General features: G+C 53.5%; 18 protein-coding genes. 11 read left to right on the top strand and 7 right to left on the bottom strand.

The features are described 5' to 3' along the window. Nucleotides 1-444 precede the first annotated feature (444 nt). The 4 genes from IMCC3135_RS28480 (at nucleotide 445) to IMCC3135_RS28495 (ending at nucleotide 5117) form a co-directional block, all read left to right on the top strand. On the top strand, nucleotides 445-1509 hold the full coding sequence (locus IMCC3135_RS28480; RefSeq protein WP_088920667.1) for a sugar ABC transporter substrate-binding protein: 1065 nt from the start codon (nucleotides 445-447) through the stop codon (nucleotides 1507-1509). An 82-nt stretch (nucleotides 1510-1591) separates the two neighbouring features. Further along, on the top strand, nucleotides 1592-2614 hold the full coding sequence (locus IMCC3135_RS28485; RefSeq protein ID WP_088920668.1) for an ABC transporter permease: 1023 nt from the start codon (nucleotides 1592-1594) through the stop codon (nucleotides 2612-2614). Next, the gene (locus IMCC3135_RS28490; protein WP_088920669.1) at nucleotides 2611-4149 is read left to right on the top strand and encodes a sugar ABC transporter ATP-binding protein; all 1539 of its coding nucleotides are present in this window, start codon (nucleotides 2611-2613) and stop codon (nucleotides 4147-4149) included. Before IMCC3135_RS28485 ends, IMCC3135_RS28490 begins: the two co-directional genes overlap by 4 nt. Beyond that, entirely contained in the window at nucleotides 4146-5117 is a 972-nt protein-coding gene (locus IMCC3135_RS28495; protein WP_088920670.1) for an ABC transporter permease, read from the top strand. The genes IMCC3135_RS28490 and IMCC3135_RS28495 overlap by 4 nt, the downstream gene beginning before the upstream one ends. 46 nt (nucleotides 5118-5163) lie before the next feature. Here the strand turns inward: IMCC3135_RS28495 and IMCC3135_RS28500 are convergent, their stop codons facing one another. Both IMCC3135_RS28500 and IMCC3135_RS28505 read right to left on the bottom strand, forming a co-directional pair. After that, complete coding sequence (locus IMCC3135_RS28500; protein ID WP_157736331.1) at nucleotides 5164-6792, bottom strand: hypothetical protein; 1629 nt, start codon at nucleotides 6790-6792, stop codon at nucleotides 5164-5166. Nucleotides 6793-6906: 114 nt separating this feature from the next. After that, complete coding sequence (locus tag IMCC3135_RS28505; protein ID WP_088920672.1) at nucleotides 6907-7863, bottom strand: DMT family transporter; 957 nt, start codon at nucleotides 7861-7863, stop codon at nucleotides 6907-6909. Nucleotides 7864-8003: 140 nt separating this feature from the next. Here IMCC3135_RS28505 and IMCC3135_RS28510 point away from each other — a divergent pair, with 140 nt between their 5' ends. Further along, complete coding sequence (locus tag IMCC3135_RS28510) at nucleotides 8004-8933, top strand: LysR family transcriptional regulator (RefSeq protein WP_169727540.1); 930 nt, start codon at nucleotides 8004-8006, stop codon at nucleotides 8931-8933. A gap of 6 nt (nucleotides 8934-8939) precedes the next feature. Here IMCC3135_RS28510 and IMCC3135_RS28515 read toward each other — a convergent pair whose 3' ends face one another. Beyond that, the gene (locus IMCC3135_RS28515; RefSeq protein WP_088920674.1) at nucleotides 8940-12119 is read right to left on the bottom strand and encodes a transporter substrate-binding domain-containing protein; all 3180 of its coding nucleotides are present in this window, start codon (nucleotides 12117-12119) and stop codon (nucleotides 8940-8942) included. A gap of 431 nt (nucleotides 12120-12550) precedes the next feature. Here IMCC3135_RS28515 and IMCC3135_RS28520 point away from each other — a divergent pair, with 431 nt between their 5' ends. Beyond that, nucleotides 12551-13201: a cytochrome b/b6 domain-containing protein gene (locus tag IMCC3135_RS28520; protein ID WP_088920675.1), complete on the top strand. Its 651-nt coding sequence runs from the start codon at nucleotides 12551-12553 to the stop codon at nucleotides 13199-13201. A gap of 255 nt (nucleotides 13202-13456) precedes the next feature. Further along, nucleotides 13457-14146, top strand: coding sequence for a DUF2270 domain-containing protein (locus tag IMCC3135_RS28525; protein WP_205737767.1), 690 nt, complete (start codon nucleotides 13457-13459; stop codon nucleotides 14144-14146). Nucleotides 14147-14148: 2 nt separating this feature from the next. On the opposite strand, the gene IMCC3135_RS28530 is transcribed toward IMCC3135_RS28525, so the two are convergent. The 3 genes from IMCC3135_RS28530 to IMCC3135_RS28540 form a co-directional block, all read right to left on the bottom strand. Next, nucleotides 14149-14655, bottom strand: coding sequence for a hypothetical protein (locus IMCC3135_RS28530; RefSeq protein WP_157736332.1), 507 nt, complete (start codon nucleotides 14653-14655; stop codon nucleotides 14149-14151). After that, nucleotides 14652-15785 carry a hypothetical protein gene (locus IMCC3135_RS28535; RefSeq protein ID WP_157736333.1) on the bottom strand — a complete coding sequence of 378 codons (1134 nt, stop codon included), beginning with the start codon at nucleotides 15783-15785 and terminating at the stop codon, nucleotides 14652-14654. The genes IMCC3135_RS28530 and IMCC3135_RS28535 overlap by 4 nt, the downstream gene beginning before the upstream one ends. A gap of 215 nt (nucleotides 15786-16000) precedes the next feature. Next, nucleotides 16001-16861 carry a transglutaminase family protein gene (locus tag IMCC3135_RS28540; RefSeq protein ID WP_088920678.1) on the bottom strand — a complete coding sequence of 287 codons (861 nt, stop codon included), beginning with the start codon at nucleotides 16859-16861 and terminating at the stop codon, nucleotides 16001-16003. Nucleotides 16862-17024: 163 nt separating this feature from the next. Between IMCC3135_RS28540 and IMCC3135_RS28545 the strand changes: the two genes are divergently transcribed. Both IMCC3135_RS28545 and IMCC3135_RS28550 read left to right on the top strand, forming a co-directional pair. Next, nucleotides 17025-18827: a hybrid sensor histidine kinase/response regulator gene (locus tag IMCC3135_RS28545; RefSeq protein WP_088920679.1), complete on the top strand. Its 1803-nt coding sequence runs from the start codon at nucleotides 17025-17027 to the stop codon at nucleotides 18825-18827. 55 nt (nucleotides 18828-18882) lie between these two features. Continuing rightward, nucleotides 18883-19416, top strand: coding sequence for an NADPH-dependent FMN reductase (locus IMCC3135_RS28550; protein ID WP_088920680.1), 534 nt, complete (start codon nucleotides 18883-18885; stop codon nucleotides 19414-19416). 29 nt (nucleotides 19417-19445) lie between these two features. Here the strand turns inward: IMCC3135_RS28550 and IMCC3135_RS28555 are convergent, their stop codons facing one another. Next, entirely contained in the window at nucleotides 19446-20360 is a 915-nt protein-coding gene (locus IMCC3135_RS28555) for an EamA family transporter (RefSeq protein WP_088920681.1), read from the bottom strand. An 82-nt stretch (nucleotides 20361-20442) separates the two neighbouring features. Here IMCC3135_RS28555 and IMCC3135_RS28560 point away from each other — a divergent pair, with 82 nt between their 5' ends. Both IMCC3135_RS28560 and IMCC3135_RS28565 read left to right on the top strand, forming a co-directional pair. Continuing rightward, the gene (locus tag IMCC3135_RS28560) at nucleotides 20443-21363 is read left to right on the top strand and encodes a LysR family transcriptional regulator (RefSeq protein WP_088920682.1); all 921 of its coding nucleotides are present in this window, start codon (nucleotides 20443-20445) and stop codon (nucleotides 21361-21363) included. A 145-nt stretch (nucleotides 21364-21508) separates the two neighbouring features. Beyond that, the gene (locus IMCC3135_RS28565) at nucleotides 21509-23167 is read left to right on the top strand and encodes a flagellin hook IN motif-containing protein (RefSeq protein ID WP_157736334.1); all 1659 of its coding nucleotides are present in this window, start codon (nucleotides 21509-21511) and stop codon (nucleotides 23165-23167) included. Nucleotides 23168-23175 lie beyond the last annotated feature (8 nt).

Here is a 23175-nt window from a genome sequence, read left to right on the forward strand (position 1 = left end):
TTCGCAAAGTGCCTCGTCCGGCTGATTCCTGATTCAGTTGTGCCAAATAGTTAAACATCGGATGTTTAGCTTGTCCAGATCTTTTGTAACTATTTTTTGATCAGACAGATTGATTAATCAGTTTTTCAGACCGCAGACAGGCTGTGAATTCGCCGGAAATGGGCGGGTGCTCTGGTTCAGATCATTCCGGGCAAGCACTCGAGGCTGTACAGCCGATCAATTTATATTATCAAATGATCTGGACAAAACAAACATCTGATGTTTAACTATCTGGCAGATTCGTGAATGAACGACGTTTCGATCCGGTATTTAGTCCGCATCGCAATGCTGGTCAACCACCCGGCTAGCAGGTACGTCTGATTCTCGATTCCGTTGTCCTTTCCTGACGAGCGCTTTTGTCAGGGAAATCTGTCAACCGCCCTGGTCTCCCGGAGGAGTCATCACATGCTTGAATCATTGTTTAAAACACCAGTCAATCTGGTCCTTGGTGCTGTGCTCGGCGCCTCGGTCCTGGGTAACGCAGCCGTTGCCGAAGATCGCATGGCTCTGTACGAGCCGTTTGGACAAATACCCGTACCCAGCAAGGAATACCGAATCGGCGTCATCCTCAAAACCTTCAACAACGACTATTTCATCGACCTGCGTAATGGTTTTCAGGATGCTGCAGATAAATACGGCGTCAAGGTTGAGTTCTTTGCCGCCCCAGGTGAGACCGATCTGCTGGTGCAGAAGCAGCTCATGGAAGACATGCTGGTTCGCCAGTTCGACCTGATTGCCGTGAATCCCAGCTCCACCTCCAACCTGCTTGAGCCAGCATCACGTGCCACCAAAATGGGCATCCCGCTGATCAACGTGAATGATGCGTATATATCCAAAGAGGATCAGGAAAAGCACAACATCGACATCATCTCCTTCATCTCTACCGATTGGGCCGAGCAGATGCGTAATCATGTGCGCTACTGCGCCGAGAAACTCGGACCGGACGGTGGCAAGATTGCCCACATCATGGGCTTCCCGGGATCCACGGCGGCCACGGCCCGACTCGCCGGGTATGAGGAGGAGTTGAAGAAGTACCCGCAACTGGAAAATGTTGCGGTGCTACCCGCTGACTGGGATCGCAAGAAGGCCATGGATGTTGGTGCCGACATGATTCAGGCCAACCCTGATCTGAACTGTCTGTCAGCTTCCAACGACAACATGGCACTGGGTGCCATCCAGGCGTTGAAGAATGCGGACAAGCTGGACGATGTGATCGTCATGGGCTGTGATGGTATTCCCGATGCAGTCAAGGCAATCGAGAGTGGCGAACTCTCTGCCACAGTCGCCTTCATGCAGTATGAGAATGGCTACAACACCATCGAGGCAGCCATTCTCTACCTGGAAGGCATGGGCGAGAAAATTCCCGAGACCATCTTTGCCAGTCAGGAAATCTGGGATGCCTCGAATATCGAGGACAAGATCGCCAACTACGGACAGTACTATTCAGGTATGGCCAAACTGAAAAACTGATCTGCAAGCGGCCAGGTCGAGAGCATGGCAAAGCTCTCGGCCTGCCGATTCCTGACTCACCCACAGATGCCATGGCCACCTCATGAATAGCCCTCCGCACAGCCCTGCAAACCAGAGCAGCCCTCAGTTGGCATCCAGCACCGGCAAGGCGCTGTTAGATCACAGTCTCTTTGCGCTAGTCCGGCAAACCGTACGACAGAGCTGGGGCTTGATCGCCGCTCTGTTGCTGTTGGTGCTGATCTTCAGCCTGGCCTCACCCTACTTCTTCAACACCCTGGTATTGGAACGCGTACTGACCAACGCCTCCTTCACCCTGATCATGGCTACCGGCATGACACTGGTTATCGCCACCGGAGGCATCGATGTATCGGTGGGTGCCATTCTGGCCTTGACCTCCATGGTAACGGCCACTCTGATGATCTCAGGCATGCCGGTCTTGCCCGCCGTGGCCATCGGCCTGATGCTGGGCGCGCTGATCGGTGCCATCAATGGCACTGTCATATCCTTTCTCAAGATCCAGCCCTTCATTGCAACTCTGGCTATGCTGAGTCTTGCCCGCGGCCTGACACTCATCATATCCGACGGCGCACCGGCCTCCAATCTTCCAGAGAGCTTTGCCAGCTTGTTCAAAGGCGAGAGCGTTGTTTATCTAGGTGTCGGCGTATTGATTCTGACCATGCTGGTCATGCATACAACCAGGCTGGGCATTCAGATTCGTGCCGTTGGCGGTAATGAGACCACCTGCTTTATCTGCGGGGTACGGGTCAATGCCCTCAGAATCGGGGCCTATGTCTTCCAAGGCCTGTTGGCCGTACTGGCAGGGTTCACCCTGACAGCCTCTTTTGATTCGGCAGAGCCGACCGCGGGTCTATCCACCGAGTGGCTGGAAGCGATCGCCGCACCGATCATTGGCGGCAACACCATGGCTGGCGGACGTGCTCGCCTGTTTGGCACCTTGATGGGCTGCCTGATTCTGGCCACGATGCGTTCGGGCTTGAATATCTCCGGAGTCCCCACTGCCTGGCAACAGGTCGCCATTGGCGGCATCATCGTCGGTGCTGTTGCGCTCGATGTTCTGTCTCAACGCAAGCGGGGTCAGCGATGAACGATGCCATTGTATCGGTTGTGAATATCACCCGGCAGTACGCTGGCACACTGGCACTTGATGCCGTGGATTTTGACATCATGCCCGGCGAAATTGTTGGTCTGATAGGCGAGAACGGCGCTGGCAAATCAACGCTCATGCGAATCGTCAGTGGCATCGAACAGCCCAGCAGTGGCCAGATTCAAGTGCGCGGACGCCCGGTTCAGTTCACCTCGCCGCAGGCGGCACAAGCCCATGGTATCGCCATGATCCCGCAGGAGGTCCTGCTGATTGATGAGCTGACTGTGGTGGAGAACATGTTTCTGGGCCACGAGCTCTCAACAGCCTTCGGGGGGCTCTCTCGCGCTCAGATGCGCAGTCAGGCACAGCGCATACTCGACGAACTCGGCTGCCACGAGGTTCAACCGGACCAAGCGGCCAGCACCCTGGCAAAAGGGGCGCAACAGATGGTGGCCATAGCCAGACGGGTGATGCAAGGCGGGTCGGTATTCATCATGGATGAACCCACCGCATCACTGACCGGCGAGCAAACCCAGGCTCTGTTCGGCATGATGCGTCGCCTCAAATCAGAAGGCAAATCCAGTGTCTTCATCTCTCACCGACTCGAGGAAATGCTGGACATCTGTGATCGCATTGTGGTCTTGCGTGATGGGCAACGGGTCGGCAACTACACCTGTGACGCTACACTGAGCAAGGATCGATTGGTGAGCGCCATGATTGGCACAACGGTTGCCAATGAATTCTCACGCACCATCTCCAACACCGGCGAACTCATTCTTGAGCTCAAGGCGCTTGAACTCAGCACCTTTCAAGGTCGCCGGACACCGCCCATAACGCTCTCCTCTCATGCCGGCGAGCTCATCGGTATAACAGGACTGGCAGGCGTGGGCAAAACCGAGCTGGCTCATGTACTGGCAGGTTTGCGTGCCCCGCTGGCCGGTGAGATGCACCTCAAAGGCAAACCTCTGACGCTCAAGTCACCGGTGAGTGCCTTGCGTCACCGCATCGGACTGGTGTCCGAGGACAGACGGGCAGAAGGCCTGGTTCTGAACCTGACATCTCTTGCAAACATGACCTTGACCAGCCTTCGCAAGCTGGCACGTCTGGGCAGAATCGATCGAGCAGCCGAACAATCGCTGGGCGAGAGCATGCAGAAGAAGCTGAACATGAAAGCTGAATACCTGCAAAGAGAAGCCAACCTGCTATCGGGTGGCAACCAGCAGAAAGTGGTGATTATCCGGCAATTGTGCGCTGATACCGAACTGCTGTTACTGGATGAGCCTACCAAGGGTATCGATATCGGTGCCAAGGCTGAAGTCTATCGGCTCATCGGTGATCTGGCAGCCGACAACAAGGCTGCCATTCTGTTTTCATCCGAGCCGCAAGAAGTGCTGGGCGTCTGCGACAAGATCTACGTACTGACACCGACTGAATTTCACGGTCCCTACCTGCGCGGGGAACTGGACTATGCCGCGCTGATGGCACTGGAATTCGGGACCACCAACACTGTGCCTGAAGAGGTAGCACTGCCATGACCCCCGCATTCAAGCTCACAAGTTTCCTACGTAACCATCATCTTCAGTTGCTGCCCATCATCGTGTTACTGGTGCTGGCCATGACGGTGCTCTCGGACAGTTTCATGAACACCCAGAACATGATCAACCTGGCCAACCGCATCTCCATCAATCTGATCATTGCCGCAGGAATGACCTTGCTGATTACCTCCGGCGGTATAGATCTTTCCGTCGGCTCCACCGTCGGCCTGTCAGCCATTGCGGCAGCCCTGTATTTTCAGAACGGCTATGATGCCATCGCCGGCCCCTATGGGGCTATTGCCCTGGGATTGGGAGTGGGCGCCATGGTTGGCTTGTTGAACGGTTTTCTGGTCGCCATACTGGGCATCCCGGCCTTTATCGCCACACTGGGATTGATGCTGGCTGTTCGCGGCGTCGTATTCATCATCTCCAGTGGCCGTACCATCATGGGCTTTGGCCAATCCTATATCGACACGTTCTCAGGCTTCACTCTGGGTATCCCGCGGGCTGCCATCGTGGCTGTTATCACAGCCCTGCTTGCAAGCTTTGTACTCAACAGGACAACCACCGGACGACTGTTGCAAGGCCTGGGAGGCAATGAGCGCTGTCTGTACACCGCCGGCATTCGTGTCAAACGCTTGAAGATGGGCGCCTACGTCATGATGGGAATACTGGCAGGTCTGGCAGGATTGACCCTGTCGGCCTCCATGTCGGCCGCCGAACCCTTTGCCGGCACCTGGTATGAACTGGATGCCATTGCCGTGGTAGTCATGGGTGGCACCGCCTTAGCCGGTGGCAAAGGCACATTGATGGGTACCACTCTGGGCGCCACTCTGCTCGGCCTGGTCGCCAACTCCATCAATCTGTTGGGTATCAGTGCCTATTACCAGACCTTCCTGGTAGGCGTCATGATCATGACCGCGATTGTCATCGGCAGTCCTGTGTTGACAGGTGCCAGAGCCAGGTAGTGGATGCAATGGGCAATTTCAGTGTCTGCTACCGCCAATGCCATCGCTAATTGACATACCTGACAAAATCTATCGCGACATCATTACCCGTTGCACCTGCATAGCGTGTGAATTCGATCTGCCTGGGGCTGGATCCGTAACGCAGATAAACATCCTTCTTGCTGCCATCCTTGTAGCTGGTAACCGTTCTTGCGTATTTATGAACTCCAGCCTTGCCAAACTTCAGAGGGGTGGCGCTGATGATCGTGCCCTGCTCTTTCATCTTCTTGATCCAGTCTTTCATCAGCTTTTCTGCATCATTCACACGATTCGTCAAGGGACGTACCCGAGCAAGGTAGGAGCCGTCCACACTGCGGTAGAGCGTATCGTTATCACGATCCTTACGCTCCCAGCCTTCAGGGGAAGAGGCAAAATAGCGTTTCCCATCCAGATCAAAAAGATAGTAGCCATCGGTCCGGAATTCATGGGTCGTTATCTCACCACTGGCATGACGTAGTTCAATCTTGTTATCTGAAATATAGTAAACACCGTATTTTTTGGGATCAAGCCCTTCACGTTTGGTTAACGCCATGGAGCGTGTACCCGGACCACCTGGGTTGGTATCGCCTGAAACACTACCCACCGATCCGTGTTTATCACCGGTAGTTATCACAGCAGTCACACCGCCAGAACCACCTGTGACCGCGAAATGACTTTTCTCGAATTGACCATCTTTCATCAACTTCAAGTGAAGCTTGCGAGTCGATGTCATACTGCTATTGGTCCAGTAGTTGGTCGTGAACATCTCCATTCGATAACCATCGGGGACTGAATTCAGCATTTTTCCTCGTCTCAATTTTACGCGAGGTCCGGGCATTTCTCGAAGCTCAGGTGCCTTGCCAGACTGCGATACCGGCGCTTTGGTTTTCGAAGGCTTCGAGACTTTCTCAGGTGCAGGAGCCTGGGCGATCTGCCTGCCTTTTTCTGGTTTGGCAGCCACCTCTCCACTATCACGGTCATCCGCCTCTGGATACATCAGAGGTTTGGTCATCACCTCGATCATGCTCTCCAACGGAAGCACAGCAGCGCTGCTATTGATTGGCAAGCGTGCGCTGTAGGCAATCTTGTCTGCCAATATCTTCTCCGCATCACTAGCCTTGTCATCTAGCAAGGCCAACAAGCTGACTTGTACCGGCTCTCCAGTACGGATGATCGTGCGTACCCGTATCCTCAGATCATCATCGTCTGGCCGACTGACCAGAACCGCGTGAGTCGACATATCCAGGCCGGGCGCGGAGGTATTCAACTTACCCGCGAACAAGCCTTCCTTCATCTCCGTCTCATCGAGAATGGAAATCTTGTGACCTGCCTCCTGATCTGGCTTCAGCATGCTGTTAATGAAAGCAACAGACCAATCCCTGGCACTTTCATTAGTCTTTGGAAACGCTATCAAAACGAGCGCCATGGAATCACTTTGTGTTCGATATTCGTCAATGTTGAAACCGTTGAGCCCTGTATCGCGAACCCATAATGAGACGGTCAGATCTTTCATTGCCGCGGTGTCGGCAACGGCAGTTGCAACCAGCAATTGTGGTTGCCAGCTCAGCGCCACAAACACAGTGGCAGCCATGAGCAGTTTTCTTGCAAGACAACGTTGGTACGGGACACGCACTCCTTGCTGAGCAGATTTATCCATGATGTTCATCCCTGTTGATTAATCGAATAGTCCTTTCGTCAATTTACCAGCATACGAGGCACTGCGCGAACTGCGCACCGGTGCACAGCGCTGCGCAGCCTCAGCACAGCTTGATCAACAGCGGTGACCAAGCGCCAGCCGCTTCGAGCCTTTGCCTGCCAGCATTGCCGCACCGCCAAGCACTACCACGCAACCGATAGCCCCCGCCAGACTCAGTGCCTCGCCGAACGCAAACCAGGCAAAGAAGGCTGTGAACACAATACCCAGATAGCGTACCGGCCCCACTACGCCCGCCTCGGCAAGCTGGAAGGCGCGAATGTTGGCTGTCTGAGCCAGCAAGGTCAATGGACCCAGTGCAACGAACGCTACCACCAGCACAGGTGAAATCGACTGCCATTGCGTGATACCGGGCACGATGAACATCAGCACACCGACCAGATTCACCCACAACAACATCGTCAGTGTTTTCTCGGAACGTCCCAGGGACTTTATCAATAGCGTCTCGATGGCCACTAGTGCGGCACCTGCCAGAGCAATCACCGCCGGCAACGCATTGGCTCCTTGTAGCCCACCGCCACCGGCTCCCCCACTGAAAGACACCAAGGCCGCGCCCCCCAGGCACAGTGCCATTGCGCCGGCTCGGACCAGCGACAATCGCTCACGGAAAATCATGGCTCCCAGCAGCACAATGAGTACCCCGTCAAGCAACCCGATAGCCGATGCACTGGCCGCGGGCAGATGAGTGGCGGCATAGATAGCCGCGAAACCACCCGCACCACTGCACATTGATCGAACCAGATGAGCACCAGGGCGTTGGGTTGCAAGCGTTGAGCGAAGCTTGCGCTGCTTCAGGCATAGCAAGAGCAGAACGAACGAGCCACCCAGATAACGTAGCAGAGCTATCTGAAATACCGAGGCCACATCGCCAGACAGCTTGCCGGCCATATAGGCGAATGCAAAAATGCCCGTGCCCAGCATCGCCCAACCAACGCCACGCAGGGCATCCGTTTCGGGCATGGAAATTGTTGTCGTTACGTCGGACTTGACGTTAGCGCGTATCGTTCCGTACATCGTTCTGTCGTGCCTCGACACCTGGCCACAGCACTCTCGTCTGGCAACCTTGTTGGTGTAGGCGGAGCATGGCGACAATGCCGCGGTGCTACCAATGCTGTTTTCACGACTGGGTATGCGAAAACGGTATAGTCTCAATCATGCGAATAGAAACACGTGCACTTGAGGCCTTTGCCTCAGTCATGAAACTGGGTACCGTGACGGCTGCGGCCGGTGTGCTGGCTCGCTCACAACCTGCTGTCACCCGCTCATTGCAGCAGCTTGAAGAGCGCACCGGCCTTGCGCTGTTCGAGCGTCGAAGTGGACGTCTGGTCCCTACCCCCGAGGCGCACGAACTCTATGAGACGGTGCGCGAGACCTTCGAGGTCGCAGGCAAAGTGGAGCGTCGCGCAGAGGAAATCCGGCGACGGCTGCGAGGTGAACTACGGGTTGCCTGTGTACCGGCATTCTCGCAGCGCTTCATCGCGCAGGCCGTCTTTGACTTCTCGCAGCTGTATCCGGATGTTGTTGTGCAAGTGTCGACACGCTTCTCCGCCGTGCTTGCCGAAGATCTTCGCGCCCGTGAGGTGGACGTCGGTATTGTCACCTATCACCTGCTTGACGAGACACTGAGCTGCTCGACATTCACCACCTGCAACGAGGTGCTGGCGATGCCGCGTGAGCATCCATTGGCTACCCGCCGGAATGTCGGATTGCGTGATCTGGCAGGTGAGCGCCTGGTGGTACTGGGCGATAAAGACCCTTACCGTCACCGGCTGGAACAAGCTCTGGCAGCCGCAGAGATTGTTCCGGGCACATTGACCGTCACAGACTCTTCCACGACCGCCTGTTCGCTTGCACTGTGCGGTCTGGGCATAGCCGTCATCAACCCGATCTCGGCACTGGAACTTGTCGGTGCCGGCCTGGTGATGCGTGCCTTGCCCGAACTGGATGCGCCCTACGTAACCACACTCGTTCATCGGCATGATGTACACCCGACAGGATTCGTCAGACGCTTTCTGGAGGTGGTGCAAAAGGTGCGTGACAGAGAACTTGCTCGCGCAAATGAGCTATGCAAGTCCATGCCCTGACAAGTTTTACTCCTGCACTTTCTCCTGAGGGAAAAACTTGTCAGAGGCTCTTCTTGAGCGCTGTGAAATGGCCTTGTTCATGGCAGCCAGAAGGTCTACCCGTTGAACCGGCTTTACCAAGTGGATGCCTTCGGCAAGTAGACTACTGCCATGTTCGATCTCCTCATCGGCATAGCCCGACATGAAGACCACGGGCAGTGTAGGCCGGAGCGCACGCAGCGCTTCAGCAAGATCTGTCCCTTGCAGCTCTCCGGGCATGACAATATCAGTCAGCAGCAGATCAAATGTCGGATCGGCTTTGAAACGCACAAAAGCCTCATCACCGCTGGCTACAGCCTCCACCCGGTAACCGGCCCATTCCAGCAGGCTTGCGAGCACCTCGCGAACCGCCTCCTCGTCTTCGGCAAGCAGAATCCGGTGATCAACCCCGGCGGCGATGGCAGGCTGCCGCTTTCGCCGTTCTGGCAGTTCGAGTTCCTCTGTTGCCGGAAAATACAGCGTGAATGTCGTACCCCTGCCCTGCTCAGATGCCACCCGAACAGTACCGCCACTTTGTTGCATGAACCCCATGACCATGGACAGTCCAAGTCCGGTTCCTTGCCCAACCGCCTTGGTGGTATAGAAGGGTACGAATATCTGTTCCAGACTGTCGCTCGGTACCCCATGGCCGGTGTCGCTGATGGACAGCATGACATACCGACCAGGAGCAAGTTGTTCATCACCGCTGTCAGAGAATGTCTCGTCTATGCGGCAGTTTGCCGTTTCAAGCCTCAGGCAGCCACGCCCGTTCATGGCATCGCGCGCATTCACGATCAGATTCAGCAAGGCACTTTCGGTCGAGTTGCGATCAGCGGACACTTTCCACAGATTGGCTTGCAAGGTGGATTCGACTGACACGGTCTCACGCAAGATTCGACCAATCCAGCTCTTCGTCTCCACTACAACCTTGTTCAAGTCAATCACCTCCGGCGAGAGCCGCGACTTGCGCGCAAAGGCCAGCATATTGCGGGTCAGATCAGCCCCGCGAAGGCTTGCCTTGATAGCCTGATCTGCCAGCCGATCAATCTCCTTCTTCTCCGTTGCGTACTTGATGAGCTCAAGATTCCCCAAGGTAACGGCAAGCAGATTGTTGAAATCATGAGCGATGCCACCGGTCAGCTGACCGATAGCCACCAGCTTGCTGGAGTGCTCGGCCTGTTCACGATGAAGTTCCTCATCGGTCACATCATCGAGCACCAGCACAACTCTGATCTGGGTAGATCTGTGCGCATCGATCACCGAACTGGACAGCCTGACATGCAACTGCTCGCCTCCCCCCACATTACTCATGCGGACAAGCTCGCCCTGCAATTCCTTACCTGGTACGAATTGCTGACCTTCCCCGCCACCCAGTATCAGCACCCTCTCACCCGACTCATCGAAAAAACGCACGGACTCGGGCCAGAAACAGGGCAGCACCATGTCTGATTTTCCCAGCATGCGACGGGCACTGGGGTTGGCAAAGGCAATCTGACCAATGGCATTGAATCCGACAATACCGCTACGTGCAGCACTCATGACCGCACTCAAGCGCTCGGAAACATCCAGCGTCTGGGCGGTCAGCGCCTCCGCTTGTCGTCGTGCGCGCAGATTCATGATCAGCACCACGCTCATGACAAGAAGTGCGACAGCCGATAACGCGCAGGCCCCCAGGGCAAACCATAGTCTGGGTCGTGTCCAGAAGACCTTCTCCCCTTCCAGCTCATGCCGCCGCTCGGCAAATTCATCCGACAGCAGGTAACCGGGGATGGCAGCGTTGAGGCGTTCCCGAACCTCACCGAGGCCAAAACGCAGCGCCACGGCGCCCTTGGCAATGTACACAGGAATATCCGCCGCTTTTATATCATCGGACAGCTTCACTGCCGCAAGCCGATACTCGAAGCTTTTTTTTCCCGTCACAATGGCATCAACCTGGCCATCAAGCAAAAGCCCGAGCAGCTCCTGTTGCGAGTCGACGAGGACAAGTTCCAGACCTTGCTGCGCTTCGGCAAAGATACGTCCCACGCTCTTCCTGATAACACCAACCTTGTGACCGACCAAATCTTCCAAACTCCCAAACTTGCCCACATTCTGATTTGTCGTAAAAATTGAATGTGATACATCGTTGATTGGCAGGGTGAAATCTGCCATTTCACGGCGATTTTCCAGATTACCCAGCAGTGGAAGCACGTCGTAACGGCTCCAGTCCAGCCCCTTTCGAAGTTGCTGAATAGAGATTTCTCGCATCTGGATTTTCAAGCCGGTGCGCTCAGCCAGATCCTGGATCACATCGACGGAGAAGCCACTGAGGCTACCATCTTCACCCACGTATTGATAAGGTGGGTAGTCGGCAATGCCGACAATCAGCACCTCCGGCGCCGGTGCATAGAGTTGCAGATGATAACGTTGCCGCAATGCACCAAGCTCACCACTTTTCTCCAACCGCTCAATGGCCTCATTGATTGGCCCTAGCAGCTCGGGACGCGACTCGTGAATACCGACAACCCGGACATCATCTGCGTATGGCGCGCCAAACGGCACGAACATATGATCAATCCCGGCTCGGTAGGCCCAGCCCAATGATCCCTCCTCTGGAGCGAACCATAAGTCGATTTCTTTCGCCAGCAGTGCAATGAGACCTTCATCAGGCGCTTCGTACGCCTTCAGGATCAGTTGAGGAGGCAGGGCTTTTCGTGCCAGCTGCTCACCGGTAGAGACATAGCCCACCGTCGGCGGTGGTACCGAATCGAGGCTGATACGCTCTTGCTGGTCGGCGCGAACAATCAGGCGCTTGCGCGATTCTCCTACCGCTCTGGACGCAATACCGGTTGTTCCACCGGCGAACGGTCGACTCGGCACTCCGGCAATGAAATCAACGTCACCGTTCCTGAATTTCTGAACGCTCTCGGAAAGCGAGGCGCTGGGATTGAATTCCAGAGGCCTATCCAGTTCTCTGGCCAGCAGTCTGGACAGGTCTGCACCAAATCCGGAAAGCTCACCGTTCGCTCCATACTCGAACAAGGGCGGTGACTCATACCAACCCGATACCAGTGGCCCTACTTCCTGTGCAACAGACGATTGCGCCCACACGCTCGGTACGGCGAGCTGTAGAAAAATAATGCCGATAACAGAGATTTGTACCTGGCGAATAATCAGTTGCAGCTCCATGCCCACACCTTATTTTCATCAACGTGACAACCGTGAGCACCTCTTACCAAAAAAAACATGCAAGTCATTTCATCATTTATGACGATCATACCGCGTGAAGTTGCCGTCGATACGGTTAGACTCCATATCCTTGCACAAACGCCGTTTTTTCCGAGAAAAAATAGGTAACAATATTGAAGCAAGACTTATTGATTGTTTTTCCATCACACAAATATATCTTACGCCAACCTTCCTCAGGGTTACTCACAGATTCGGCACTCCATCCTGAGCAACTCGTGGTTGAACGTCTGAACATGCCTCTCTCCGGGATATATCACAGCTGCCAGAAAGTATCGGGAAATAATCCCCCGCCTTCAGTGTCTTGTCAGGAAGCATGAGTATTCTGACATTGTCCGCTCATCAGCGGTATTTACTTACCTGAGTGACCTGTCATGTCTGCCAACAACCCTTCTTTAACAAGCTCCAGCACTACAAGTCTGGAAACAAACATCGAAACACATAACCGAGCGACTCGCCTGCTACATGCGATTCTGGCAATTTCAATCGTCACACAGCTAGGATCGAGTTTGCTGATGGTGGCCCCCCTCAGGAACCATACACCTGATTTGTTCTTCGAGATTCATGAGTATTCCGGACTCGCGGCCCTGGCACTGTCCATCGCTTTCTGGATAACGATTCTGATCAGACGAAGCGGAACACCTGTGGCGAAAATCCTGCCCTGGTTTTCGCCGCTTACCCGGCAATTGCTCTGGCAGGATGCCCGTCAACACTTTCAGACTCTTCGTGGCAAACGATTGCCCTCCTACCAGAGCGATGCGCCACTGGCCTGCGCCATCCATGGTCTGGGCCTGCTGCTGATTCTCGCCATGGCCATTACCGGGGGGCTGTTTTATCTGGCCCTGTTACTGGGAACACCGGATGCAGCCTGGGCGGGTCTGGATCTGGACATGCATAAACTGCTTGCCTCAATGGCCTGGACATACCTCATCGCTCATGCCGGTGTCGCGGTGCTCTACCGCTATGTGGGTCAGCTGGATCTAGGCTGCATGTGGTCGTTCAAAGGCGATACCGACTCAAAATGAAACCCGCACCCGCGACGCGAATTCTTGCTGCCTTCAACAGGCCGTGCTCGGGGATATTTCGGTGCCAAAGCTGCACTGATGAACGACACAGCAGTGATCGGGACCTTGCCCCCTGACTATGGCAATGGCTCTGGCTACTACCCTGTTTGTCGGTGCGCATGCAGCCGCAAATTGTGGTTATCGACCACGACCTCTACCATTACCACTTGCGCGTTTGATCTTCGGTATGCGACCCTGAGGCCGGAGGACAACTTGATGCCTGATGGAAAAAATGTGGAGGCCAGGAAACTTGATGCGGCCGAAATGAGTGCGATAGCGCATCTTTACCGAGGAGAGGTTTACAGGTCCACTATCTGGCGAACCCGTCTCGATACAACAACCAACTGGTCTGTCGTGACTTTGGGAGTTGCACTTTCGATTGCGTTCTCGTCTCCGGAAGCCTCGCCATTACCCTTGATTCTGGTAGGGGTTCTAATCAGTTTCTTCTTGATGCTGGAAGCTCGAAGATACCGTTACTTCAATGTCTGGCGTGCACGTTGCCGGTGGATGGAAGTACACTTTTATGCCCCTATGCTGCATGACGGGGACCTTCATTTGGAAGATGGCTGGCAACGAACACTTGCCGATGATTATCTGGCGCCAAAATATCACGTGCCCATGCCAGTGGCGATTGGCCGGCGAATGCGACGCAACTATATCTGGATCCTGCTAATCCAGAGCACAGCCTATATAGGCAAGATTGTCGTCCACCCTACTCCGCTGACGAGTCTGTCCCAATTAAATGAGCGCGCCACCATCGGTCCAATAAGTGGACACTATGTGCTGGGCTTCGGGGCCGCCTACTGCCTGCTTTGGGGCATCGTTGCGTTCTGGAGCTGGCGAGACGACTCACAACGTGCGAATCATCGACAGCCCGGTACGGATGCCAGTACTGGAATGGGTTGAAACTAACCCAATACCTGCGCCAGGATAACGTAAGAAGACAGACCTTCTGGAACCCTGATTAATGCATTCGGATGAAATCCTGGAACATTCTTGTATTCTTTTACCGGAATGAGATCACCCTCGCCTGCTGCAAGATTACCGAGCAATTCCGGATACCAGCTTGCACCGCTAACCTGTTCCGATTTGCCATCCACTGTTTTCAGCATCTGGGCGACGACCTCAGCACTTCCGTAGTCGATCACGGCTCTTAAAAAGATATCGGTAGGCCCCGGTACTCGATCATTGCCAGGAGTTCCCATTGCCTCACCCGCCCACCAGACGGCTTTCACGTCACCAGGAATGGAAGTAATGGACTGAAGTTTGGTGATGTCGGTTTTAGCTATCACTGTTGTTTCTGCTGCAGAGGCTTCAGTCGCGGTACGAGACGTATTTTCATGCTTTTCTTCGTTCTTGCATGAATGCAGCATAAGCGCTGTCAATACAAGAATAACTCGACTAAACAGTTTCAACGTGACGATCCGTTAGAAGGCGCAACGTATGCTTCGTCTGGGCTACCAATGATCCATTGTGTCTCTAATTGCGCCTGTCCGACCTGATCAAACTGTTGAGCAAGACCGGTTTGTTCCAGAACACCGCGCTCTGAGTCAGGAGCCCCAGTGGCGATGTCTTGTTGCCCTGGATTAAAATTATATCGATCTTCGAAATTGACCTCGATGGCGGCGCTTGCCAACAGAGTGCCATTTTCCAGCCGAGTCACGGTGACTTCACTGCGGGTGTAAACCTGGTGAGCACCAATCGCTTTTTGCCAGTTCTCTGATTCAGGGTAGGGAAAACGTTGAGAGTTGGGGTTATCCGGAGCGCCGCCTCCCACCGCAATAGCATCACCTGAGACGGTGAAAACAATACGTTCACCCACTGCAATATCATCCAGCTTGATAGCTCCGTCAGCAACCTCGTTTGCAAAAAGTTGATCACCGGCTGCTTGTATATCCTGAACGATACTATCGTTGGTGGTTCTTCCGTTTACATCGTCTGTCAGATAGTTGCCATAGTCAACATCGTAGGTTTCGCCGCCACCAGTCAGAAAGTGCGAGTACGCATCTATTGCTTCGTCCAGATCAGCTTTGCTGGTGAAGATGCCCGCGCCGGGAATGGCCGAGACGATATTACCGCCTTTTGCCAGTGCAACCTCTTTTAGATAGTAAGCGCGCTCGCTACCGGTCGGTGGCCTCGTTGAAATGGGCACCGGATCTGATGCATCAGCAGGATTTTGTAGAAATCCATTGTCGTGATTGATATCTGGTGGTGGCATTGCACCAATCTGATAGTCGTTTCCGTTAACAGAAACAGCCTGTGCATTTGCAGGAATAACAGGCGTTGACTCACCTTGCTCACCACGTATAGCTTTCAATACGCTTTGTAATGTCTGCGCCACGAAGCCACCCGATGCACCCAGCTCCATAGTTGTGGCGTTCAACGAGCCTGCATCACTCTGCAAGTCAGCAAGCTCATCGTTACTTGCCGAATATTCTCTGTTCGTCAGCTCATTTAAAGTTGTCGGGTGATTGTCTTCACCTAGTAGAGTTTGCGCAGTCGTAGACCCGTTTCTAAGATTGTCCAGAGCGGTGTTCGAGTTCAACAAATTCTCGGTACTGGTATTAGAGGCGCCGTCATCCCCAGCTGTACCCGCTGAACTGCTCTTAAGAGATGAGCCATTGTTGAAATTTGAACTGACACCTGTATTCATCATGCATTCTTTGTTCGGCAGCCGACATTTCGCAGCGTAGCAAAGCAGGCAACAGGCTGTCTATTAGGGCAAACCCTAGTAGTCCAATTCCGGCGAATTAATGGCTTTCAGGAAAGTAGCGACACTCTGACGTCGACGAACATCTGTGGGTTTGCGTTACCGGTGCCGACAAAGGAGCCCGCCACGGGGGGAATGGACTCGGGATGGCGATGCACGGCAACCGCAATATGATCAGAGCCTGCCAGCAATCCGCTGGTAGGGTCAAAACCGCGCCAGCCAGAACCGGGAAGAAAGACTTCTGACCAGGCATGGGTGGAGCCGATTTGTTGAGGCACAGCGTCGCCAAGAACATAACCACTGATAAAACGCATGGCCAAGCCCAGATGTCGGCAGATCTCAATGAACAGTGTGGCAAAGTCACGGCATGAACCGCTGCCCAGTCGCAGAGTTTCAGCAGGTGACTGCACACCGGGTTCCTCACGCATTTCGTAGCGCAGCTGATTGGCGATTTTCTGGTTGATGCACGTCAGCAAAAATATCGTTTCCATCTTGTTGTCATGCTGATACACATCGCTGATCCATTCACGAATCACAACTTCGTCCTGTGGATAGATCAGACTCTTGTAGGGGTGCAGATCGATAGCGTCCTTCGGGTCGTATCGGAATGGGAAGCGTTGTGCATAGTCTTCCAGTGCAAATTTCGGTAGCGCCTCGCTGTAATGCTCGATGATGATTTCGCTGTCGATAATCAGCTCGGAGGAGCGTTGCGAAATATCAGCTGTTGCAACAGAGTTACCGTAGACATCGCGTTTCCAGCGAACCTCGGCAGTGGGCGTTATATCGAGTCTCGACGAGACAACCCGGATATCAAAACCGTCCCGTGGCCTCAAGTGAAGGCTATGGGGCTGCAATGTCACGGTTTCCGCAAAGCGGTACTCAGTGAGATGATTGATTTTTATGCGTCGCACGTTATCTAGTAGTAGCCAAAGCAGAAATCCAGCATTGCAATCGTTATGATAGATTCAGTGTAGCAACAACGGCACGACAGGGTTCACACATTCTCTGCGTAATTGCCTCAGTCTCGTTCCAGACGGGTGCGAACCTCGCTCTTCTCTTAATTGGCAACGCCTGATGCACAACACCCTGAAAACAGTGATCACCCAAAGGCATATTGAGCCCAGAGTGGCCGTAGAGGCGATTGATTTCGTCTATGCAAACCTGATTGACGTCAGCCGGCTACAAGTATTGTTTCCGCTAATCATTGCCGTACTTTACTGGCCACTGGTGTCGCATAGCCTCATTGTTGTCTGGTGTATCGCCTCCATCAGCATATATTTGGCACGAATCTTTCTGGCACTGGCTTACAAACGCAAAGACCCCGATAACTATTCGCCCTATCGCTGGGGACTGTATTTCACTGCCACCTGCCTTGTCTCCGGGCTGCTCTGGGGCACTTCAGGTTGGCTGTTCTTTGTCCCTGACGCTGAAAGTCAGCAAACAATCCTGTATGTGTTGATTGTCGGTACGGCCGCAGGCGCCATCATCATTTCTTCCTACTGGATGATTGGCTACCTCGCTTATGCCATACCTGCGATCAGCCTGCTTTCCCTGAATCTGTTTTTCAGAGGTGATGTCGACGATGCAATATTGGGAGGCATATTGTTTTTGTATCTGGGCATGGTCATTGGCGTTGCTCGCAAGGTCAGAGTACAGGCCTATTCGGGTATCAATCTAAGATTCGACAATCTGGACCTTGTTGAACAGCTACGCGAACAGAAGCTGGAAGCGGAACGAAGCAACAGGGCAAAAACACAATTTCTGGCAGCGGCTAATCACGATCTCAGGCAACCCGTCCATGCACTGTCTCTGCTGTCGTATTCGATCAAGTCAGAACTTGACTCTGACAGAGGCAAGTCGCTCTACATACATCTGAGTCAGGCCATTGATAATTTGAGCAGCTTGTTATCTTCGTTACTGGACCTTTCTCAACTGGATGCGGGAGCCATGAAAGTCCAGCTGAGTGAATTCTCTGTCGCCTCAATTGCTGCTTCAGTACAGTCCGAGTATCAGTCTCTGGCCGAGGCCAGGAATATCACATTGAAAGTCATTGCCTGTCGTGGCGGCGTGAGCACCGATTTTGTTCTTCTGCGCAGGCTGATCGGCAATCTGGTCAGTAATGCAATTCGTCATACCCATGCAGGCGGGGTGCTTGTCGCATTTCGCCATCGAGGCGAAAAAGTTCTGGTACAGGTCTGGGATACCGGAATCGGAATACCGGAAAGCGAGCACAAGGAAATATTCCGGGAGTTTTATCAAGTCGCCAATCCTCAGCGCAACAGCGAAAACGGACTGGGTTTGGGATTGGCTATCTGCACACGTATAGCGAACTTGCTGCACACCACCCTGACCCTGAAGTCTCAGGTGGACAAGGGGACACTATTGTCTTTCTGCCTTCCTTCAGCATTAACAACCATCGACCGTGCAGACGAGGTTATTCACTTCGATACCGACATACTGACGCACAAAACTGTTCTTTTGATAGACGATGACTTGACGGGATTAAATGCCCTATCCAGTGTGCTGACTCAACACGGTATGCGAGTGACACAATCAGAAAGCTACGAGCGTGCAGAGGAGCTGGTATTCGATGTTGGCCTGCATCCAGACATCATCGTCAGCGATTTTCGTCTGGCCCAGCAAACCAATGGCATTGAGCTAATCAATCGCCTCCGACAACATCCTGCCTTGGTTAATACCCCGGCGATTCTGATTACCGGCGACACAGCCGTGGAAGTATTACGCCAACTCCAGAACAGTGAAATTCCGGTCATCAACAAACCGGTATCAGCCAATACCCTGCTCCCCCGGATTCATGACTTGCTGATAGATTCCAACAATCTTGCCGACGAACAATCAGGTTTGCGCATTCGGTAGCGCCACTGTGATCGCTACGCCGGTGAACCCTGACTACTTGATCCTGTAATAACTGATGAAAATACTAGCCATCTCCGGAAGCCTGAGAGAAGTATCCTCCAATAGCCTTCTGCTCAGAATCCTGGGTAATCACACACCAGAGAACTGGAGTTTTTCTCTATACGAAGACTTGGGAAGCCTACCCATATTCAACCCTGACCTTGAAGATGAACTCACACCAGAAGCCGTCCAGAGCTTCTGCCACGAGGTTGCGCAGGCAGACGCTGTCATTATTTCATGCCCCGAATATGTGCGGGCAATCCCGGGAGGCCTCAAAAACTCGATTGACTGGCTCGTCTCCAGAGACGAGATCATTTCCAAACCCATCGCACTCGTTCACGCCTCTCACCGTGGTGACGATATGCTGGCCTCACTGAGAATGGTATTGGCGACCGTATCAGAGCGGTTCGCAACAGATATTTTCCTGCGAATCCCTTTGAATTCGATGTCACTCGAGCAAGCTGAATCCGAGTTAGCGCAGCAAGAGAACATCGCCAGAATGATTGAGTTTCTGTGGCGGTTGGAAGCATTTTCTCAAGCTGGCAGTTGAACCGCTCGACGCGTGGAACCAGGCTATTTTCAGCGAGCCTGCCCCTCGGCCGCAGGAACAACCGCGACCGGTGCAAACTTGACAGCCTTGATAGAAAAAGAGGCGACTACCACGCCCAGCAGGATCATCAGACAACCGGCAAACTCAATGGCGTTGATTCTCTCACCCAGCACCACGGCTGCCGAACCCAGCCCGAAGACTGGCACCATCATCGAAAACGGGGCAACCGCACTGGCAGGGTAACGAGATAACAGCCAGGTCCAGATACCACTGCCCGCCACGGTTGCTATCACACAGGTATAGACCAGGCCCGCAATTGCCCAAGGCGCATCAAATGTTGTCAACAGGCTTTGACCAATACGATCCGTGCCTTCCCACATGGCCGCCAAAACCAGCATGGGTAGTGGCGGTACAACACTCATCCATAGTGTGAATTGCAGAGGATTGGCAGGCTTTGCCGCTCGGGACGCCAGATTGCCAAAGGCCCAGCCAAGTCCACCAAGGATGACTAGCGTGAAGGGCCAGAGCTCATCGACTCCGGCACGCTGACTGCCGACAACTGTGAGTCCGGCAACCGCAAGTGCAAGACCAACAACCCGCGTCCTGCCAAGCAACTCCCCGGTGAACAGCGCAGCCAGTATGACCGTGAACGGCGCCGAACATTGCAGCACCAGCGATGCCAGTCCCGGAGGCATGCCAGCTGCCATCCCCCAGTACAGAAAGAAGAACTGCAGCACACCAAAACCAATGCCGTAACCCAGTAGATAACGGACAGGTACTTGCGGGCGTGGAATGAACAGCAGTGTCGGTATCGCAATGAGTGTCCAGCGCAAAGCGGCCAGAAAGAATGGAGGGTACTGCTCCAGGGAGGCGTGAATAGCAAGAAAATTCACGCCCCAGATGGCAGCAACGAGAAGAGCAAGTAGGCGATGTGTATTTGGCATGGCGTGAGAATGCACCTGTCAAATCATTAGAACAACTGAATTGTTTTTCATCTATGATTAAATTTTTCTTAACATTCACGTCATGGCTATCACTCTCGATCCACGCCATCTTGTCTTGCTACGGGAATTATCCGCACGCGGCAGCATCACAGCGGTAGCTGCTGCCACCCACCGCACCCCATCAGCTATTTCGCAACAGCTGCGCGCAGCGTCACTTGATGTGGGCACCGCCCTGGTTGAGCGCAAAGGCCGAGGCATTCAGCTGACCGAAGCTGGACAACTGATGGCAGAAGCTGCCATTGAGGTTGATATCGCGCTTGAACGGGCACGCACACGGGTAGAAGCCCTGATGCACTCCCCCATGGGTGTTGTACAGATCGCGGCATTGCCCAGTGCCGCCGAGTACCTGTTAGCGCCAACCATTGTCGAGCTGAGCAATGAGTCTATAGATGTTGTGCTTCAGGATGAGGACGTTGATGAACGTTCTTTCGCCGAGCTGGCCCGTGACAACGATATTGTCATTGGCCATAGCATGGTGAGCTCGATACCGACCGGCGCAGAGAACCTTAGCTGTGCCGTGATCTGCCGGGAACCCGTTGACATTGCCATGCCAGACACACACCGACTGGCAAATTCCGCCACCATTTGTCCCCAGGACCTGATCGGCGAGTCGTGGATCAGTGTTCCCATAGGCTTCCCCTTCCACACCGTGCTGCAAACCATCGAGCAGGTGACGGATAGCTCTGCCACCATCGTGCAGCGGGTACGCGATAACCGAGTGGTGGAAAGTCTGGTTGTTGCAGGCCTCGGCATTGCGCTGCTGCCCCGGTTCACAACCCGTCAGCGAGATGGCTTGGTACTGCGTCCGCTAGTGGACATTGCAGCACAGCGCTGGGTAGTTGCCATGTCAAGACAGGATCGGGCCGAACGTGCAGTGGTTCGCCGAGTGCTGGATGTGCTGCACGACGTGGGAGCACATATAGCGTGTGACACTACTCATTGAGGACCGGAATCAGTCTCGCACATGCTGGAAATGTGCACTCTTGCAGCTCCATGTAAGAAGTTGGCCTGGCGCGCGTTCGATAACATCAGTACAACAATAACAAGTTTGCACGTAGGACAAAACGGAGCAAACGTGGTGTTACCGCATGCCTATGAGTATAAATGTCGCGACCAGTCGAATGGCCGCGTACCCCGCGTACACGTATCCACAGAATAATTCGGCCGTTCAGCAAAGTTCTAGCGGCTCGTATCTGACCAGCCGAGAGGCCTTGCTTGGACTCACGCGCCTGATAAAGACGATTGAAGAACTTGAAAACAATATCTCGTTCTCCAAGAGTAAAGAGCCAGGGGTCTCTGAACTCATTTCCAATCAGGACCTTGGCTTGTATACCGGTGCCACTACCGCAACAACGCTAAGCTCTACAGAAGACATCAACAACTATTTCACCAGCTACTCTCCAGAGCAGCCCGCCTGGCAAAGTTTTACTTCTTCTGATTTAACTCTCCATGGGACCTACGATGGCACCAACGGTTCGGGGACGGCTGAATTTACTGTCAGCCAAGGTGGTTTCAGGAGTGTGAGTGCTATATCAATCGATGTATCGCTGCCCAATGGAGGTGGAACAGAGACGATTACCACCAGCGCCCTGGACCCGGCATCCACCATTTATACACTGTCCAACGGACTGGGTATCTCCCTTTCTGCCGGGTATCTTGCCGATGACGACGTCGCCTCAACAACGATAAGCTTATCGACCACCGAGTCCATCAACCCTGACAATCCATTCAATGGAGTTGATAGCAACGGACCGCATTTCGAGAATGAACAGTTTGTATCCTCAGGCTCGTTCCAAGTCAATGGTGCAGTCATTACTGTCACAGACACTGACAGTGTCAACTCCATATTGTCGAAAATCAACGCATCCTCGGCGGGCGTTACCGCAACCTTCGACGCTGAAAGCGAAATCATTCACTTGACTCACAATACGTCAGGTTCCGCGAATGAGATAATTCTTTCAAACGATACTTCTGGCTTTCTCGAAGCCACCAAGTTAGCCAATGCCACCCAGGTAAGAGGATTGGATCATGAGCCAGATATGCCATTCTCATCGGTATCAGTCTTTAATCAAGTCAGCTCTGGAACACTGGCCGTTAACGGCTCGAACATAGCTCTGGACGTTAACAGTGACACCTTGAACAGTGTGCTGAGTGAACTTAACAACGCTCCCGGCAATGTCTCGGCAGAGCTCACCAACGCATCGCAACGGGTTTCAATAGCGGTGCTCATTGAACCCTATACCCTGTCGCTTTCCAGTGGCAGTACTCAGCTTTTCCCATCCTTGAAAATTGCAGATGGTGACTATCTGTTCAAGCAGACAGAGACGATTTCCTCCGCCAGCAGAAAACGCTCTTACCGAGCCGCCAATGAATTGAAAAATTTTCAAGCCGAATTTGCCGATGCAGCCGTTCTGCTCAGACAATCTGCAGTCGAGCGAACCAATGATTTCGAAGAGGAGCTCTATGCTATTCAGGAAGACTATACGAAACGCTACGGTGCAGCTGCGCTCCAGTCATTCGGGATTAAATGGCGTGATTTTGATCAAGGCTTGATTGACTATTCCGAGGCTACTCGTAAGAAATTCACCAAAGCGCTGCAACGCAATGACAAACTCGAACACATACTGGTAGGCAAAAATGATGCAGATGCTGGTTTGCTAGAGCAGATAAGCACGACTATCGAAGCCTTTGTCATAAAACAAGCCCGTGCTGGTGGTCACGGGCAAATAGTCAGTCTCTACGCTTAAGAGTCAAT

Origin of the sequence: Granulosicoccus antarcticus IMCC3135 (genome assembly GCF_002215215.1) — a bacterium.
Taxonomy (GTDB): Bacteria; Pseudomonadota; Gammaproteobacteria; order Granulosicoccales; family Granulosicoccaceae; genus Granulosicoccus; species Granulosicoccus antarcticus.

Excerpts from the sequence above, each read along its gene's own strand:
- IMCC3135_RS28495 (WP_088920670.1), top strand. The coding sequence starts at position 4,146 with ATGACCCCCGCATTCAAGCTCACAAGTTTCCTACGTAACCATCATCTT.
- IMCC3135_RS28480 (WP_088920667.1), top strand. The coding sequence starts at position 445 with ATGCTTGAATCATTGTTTAAAACACCAGTCAATCTGGTCCTTGGTGCT.
- IMCC3135_RS28490 (WP_088920669.1), top strand. The coding sequence starts at position 2,611 with ATGAACGATGCCATTGTATCGGTTGTGAATATCACCCGGCAGTACGCT.
- IMCC3135_RS28555 (WP_088920681.1), bottom strand. The coding sequence starts at position 20,360 with ATGCCAAATACACATCGCCTACTTGCTCTTCTCGTTGCTGCCATCTGG.
- IMCC3135_RS28505 (WP_088920672.1), bottom strand. The coding sequence starts at position 7,863 with ATGTACGGAACGATACGCGCTAACGTCAAGTCCGACGTAACGACAACA.
- IMCC3135_RS28525 (WP_205737767.1), top strand. The coding sequence starts at position 13,457 with ATGCCTGATGGAAAAAATGTGGAGGCCAGGAAACTTGATGCGGCCGAA.
- IMCC3135_RS28520 (WP_088920675.1), top strand. The coding sequence starts at position 12,551 with ATGTCTGCCAACAACCCTTCTTTAACAAGCTCCAGCACTACAAGTCTG.
- IMCC3135_RS28485 (WP_088920668.1), top strand. The coding sequence starts at position 1,592 with ATGAATAGCCCTCCGCACAGCCCTGCAAACCAGAGCAGCCCTCAGTTG.
- IMCC3135_RS28515 (WP_088920674.1), bottom strand. The coding sequence starts at position 12,119 with ATGGAGCTGCAACTGATTATTCGCCAGGTACAAATCTCTGTTATCGGC.
- IMCC3135_RS28545 (WP_088920679.1), top strand. The coding sequence starts at position 17,025 with ATGCACAACACCCTGAAAACAGTGATCACCCAAAGGCATATTGAGCCC.
- IMCC3135_RS28565 (WP_157736334.1), top strand. The coding sequence starts at position 21,509 with ATGCCTATGAGTATAAATGTCGCGACCAGTCGAATGGCCGCGTACCCC.
- IMCC3135_RS28510 (WP_169727540.1), top strand. The coding sequence starts at position 8,004 with ATGCGAATAGAAACACGTGCACTTGAGGCCTTTGCCTCAGTCATGAAA.
- IMCC3135_RS28560 (WP_088920682.1), top strand. The coding sequence starts at position 20,443 with ATGGCTATCACTCTCGATCCACGCCATCTTGTCTTGCTACGGGAATTA.
- IMCC3135_RS28500 (WP_157736331.1), bottom strand. The coding sequence starts at position 6,792 with ATGGATAAATCTGCTCAGCAAGGAGTGCGTGTCCCGTACCAACGTTGT.
- IMCC3135_RS28550 (WP_088920680.1), top strand. The coding sequence starts at position 18,883 with ATGAAAATACTAGCCATCTCCGGAAGCCTGAGAGAAGTATCCTCCAAT.